A 2489-nucleotide genomic window follows, 5' to 3' on the forward strand; every position below is an offset into this window, starting at 1 on the left:
TAAGAATATGGAGGGACCACCACCTGAAGATATGTTTAATCCTCATGCCCACCATATTGTCTTTAAAAATGGAAATGGTGCAGTTCAGCAAGAACGTAAGCGTCTCATAAACGACACATTGTAATCATACTCCAATTTTATCATAATCATTTCTATGGAGGAATGACTATGAGAGCACATAATGACTGGAAAAAGCTGCATCAGGATTATCTTGAATCCGGTGTTACAAAAGTGGAGTTTTCAAAAATGCTTGGAGTTCATCCAACTACTGTCTACAAGCAGTTTGCAAAGTTTGAACAAAAGCCAAAAGAAAAAAATGATAAAACTGTATATCCGGAAATCGTACCGGTAACAATCTTACCTTCTGAACAAGTTCAAATACATGAAGAACTTTCTGACACAGGGAGTGTGATCATTTCAGTAGGGAAATACAACATAACTGTAGAAAACAAAACATCAGTAACTCTTTTAAGAAATGTCCTTTCCGTGGTAGGTGAATTATGTTGAGATTATCTCCCTCTGCCAAAGTATATCTTGCATGCGGTCCTACTGATATGAGAAATAACATCGACGGACTGCTTCTTCTCATAAAGTTCCGCTTGAAACTTGATCCCTTTGAACCTGCGTTCTTTGTATTTTGCAACAGGCAGAAAAACAAACTTAAGATCTTGTTCTGGGATAAGAACGGATACTGGCTCTATTACAAAAGATTGGAAAGCGAGCGTTTTAATTGGCCTAACAAAGCCGGAAACGGTCAATCAATTGCAGTTACAGAGCAACAATTATCATGGATTCTCGATGGCCTTAGGCTGGATGAACCGGATGCTCATAAGGAATTTTTAGGAAGAAAAATAACATAAAATGTCAAGCAAAAAGCCCCGAAAAAGTGCCGAAAATATGCGCTTTCCAGGGCTTTTTTCGTTTGTGTTGCGAATAGAAAAAGCGCATATTTTTTCGTATAATTACGGTATGACTAATTCGCAGAACAACGCACTTAATAGCATAAATGTAGTAAGTCGCGAAGAACTTGAAAAACAGAATAGGATACTCTCTCAGCAGCTTGCAGAAACAAAAGCAAAGCTCAACTGGTACGAAGAACAATACAGACTCTCTAAAGAGAGACAGTTTGGACGTTCTACAGAAAAAAATCTTGCAGGACAGATGAATCTCTCGGATGTTTTTCCAATGTTCAACGAAGCGGAAACTTTCAGGGAGATGATAAACACTGAGCCTAAGGCAGAAGATCTGCCTATCGAGCAGGACTCTGATGAAGGTAAGCGCAAACACAGAAAGAGAAAGAAGGATATCAAGAACCTGACTGTTATTACAGATGAATATGAGATACCACTTGCTGATCAGCTTTGTCCAACATGCGGTGCACCTCTTCATGTAATGAAAAAGAAGGTTCATACAGAAATAGATGTAATCCCTGCAAAAGTTGTTTCACATAAATATGTAACATATGTTTATGCTTGCAGAAACTGTGAAAAAAATGGAGATACAACTATAGTAACTGCCCCCAGGGCAAGAACTCCCATAATAGAAAAGAGCCTTGTGAGTCCTTCACTCATGGCTGATGCTATCACCAAGAAGTACATGGATGCATTGCCTTTTTACAGACAGGAACGAAGCTATAAGCATTACGGGATAAAAATAACAAGAAACAATCTGTGTAATTGGTCTATTGCAGTTGCAAACGATTACTTCAAGCTCATAACAGAACGTATGAAAAAGATTTTGTTTGATGAGCACGTAATCCATTGTGATGAGACTGAAGTTGAGGTTTTGTGTGAACCGGATCGTCCGGCACACATAAAATCTCGTGTATGGGTTCTAACTTCAGGTGAATACCTTAAAGATAAAAATATCTCTCTTTACAGATACACGGAAGGAAGAGCTCGCATAGATGCTGAGGCCGTATTAAAAGGCTACTCCGGGTATATAATGTGCGACGGCTATAAAGTGTATGATGCGATAACTAAGCCAAGGGGCGATAAACCGGCAATGGATGTAAAGCCTGTTGCATGCCTTGTACATGTAAGACGTAAGTTTGCAGATGCCCTTAAGCTCTTAGCACCCGAAGATAGACCCGGAACCGGAGCTCAGGAAGCTGTAGATAGATTAGCTGCCATCTTTAATAAAGATAACAGTTTAAATAATCTTTCTCCCCAAAAGCGAAAAGAAAAAAGAATACATGGAGATACAGATCTTTCATCTGATAAGCGCGGAAAGAGTCTTTATGACCTTATCGACGATTTCTTTGTGTGGGTAAAATCGGAATATGATGAAGCGCTACATCAAACGCACTACGGAAGAGCATTAAAATATGCAATTGATGAAGAGGAGAAAGTGAGGAGAGTCTTTGAAGATGGACGCCTTGAACTTGATAATAACCTTGCATTATCCGAAGGAATTACTTATCCGCACCTTTTTCTTGAAAGCCAGACAATTAGCATACCTTCTCAAAAAAGGTGCGCATAATGCTCCTA

At 39.1% G+C, this 2489-nt stretch carries 3 protein-coding genes; all 3 read left to right on the plus strand.

Translation table 11 applies throughout. The features are described 5' to 3' along the window. Positions 1 to 168 precede the first annotated feature (168 nt). The 3 genes from BM377_RS15980 (at position 169) to tnpC (ending at position 2481) form a co-directional block, all read left to right on the plus strand. Positions 169 to 507 (plus strand): hypothetical protein, encoded by a 339-nt coding sequence (locus BM377_RS15980; RefSeq protein WP_092250975.1) that lies wholly within the window; start codon positions 169 to 171, stop codon positions 505 to 507. Beyond that, on the plus strand, positions 501 to 860 hold the full coding sequence (gene tnpB / locus BM377_RS15985; protein ID WP_092250977.1) for an IS66 family insertion sequence element accessory protein TnpB: 360 nt from the start codon (positions 501 to 503) through the stop codon (positions 858 to 860). Before BM377_RS15980 ends, tnpB begins: the two co-directional genes overlap by 7 nt. Before the next feature lie 109 nt (positions 861 to 969). Then, positions 970 to 2481 carry an IS66 family transposase gene (gene tnpC / locus BM377_RS15990; RefSeq protein WP_177223932.1) on the plus strand — a complete coding sequence of 504 codons (1512 nt, stop codon included), beginning with the start codon at positions 970 to 972 and terminating at the stop codon, positions 2479 to 2481. Positions 2482 to 2489: the final 8 nt, after the last annotated feature.

Source organism: Butyrivibrio sp. INlla21 (assembly GCF_900116875.1).
Taxonomy (GTDB): domain Bacteria; phylum Bacillota; class Clostridia; order Lachnospirales; family Lachnospiraceae; genus Butyrivibrio.

Coding starts and splice junctions, on each gene's coding strand:
- BM377_RS15980 (WP_092250975.1), top strand. CDS start 169: ATGAGAGCACATAATGACTGGAAAAAGCTGCATCAGGATTATCTTGAA.
- tnpB (WP_092250977.1), top strand. CDS start 501: ATGTTGAGATTATCTCCCTCTGCCAAAGTATATCTTGCATGCGGTCCT.
- tnpC (WP_177223932.1), top strand. CDS start 970: ATGACTAATTCGCAGAACAACGCACTTAATAGCATAAATGTAGTAAGT.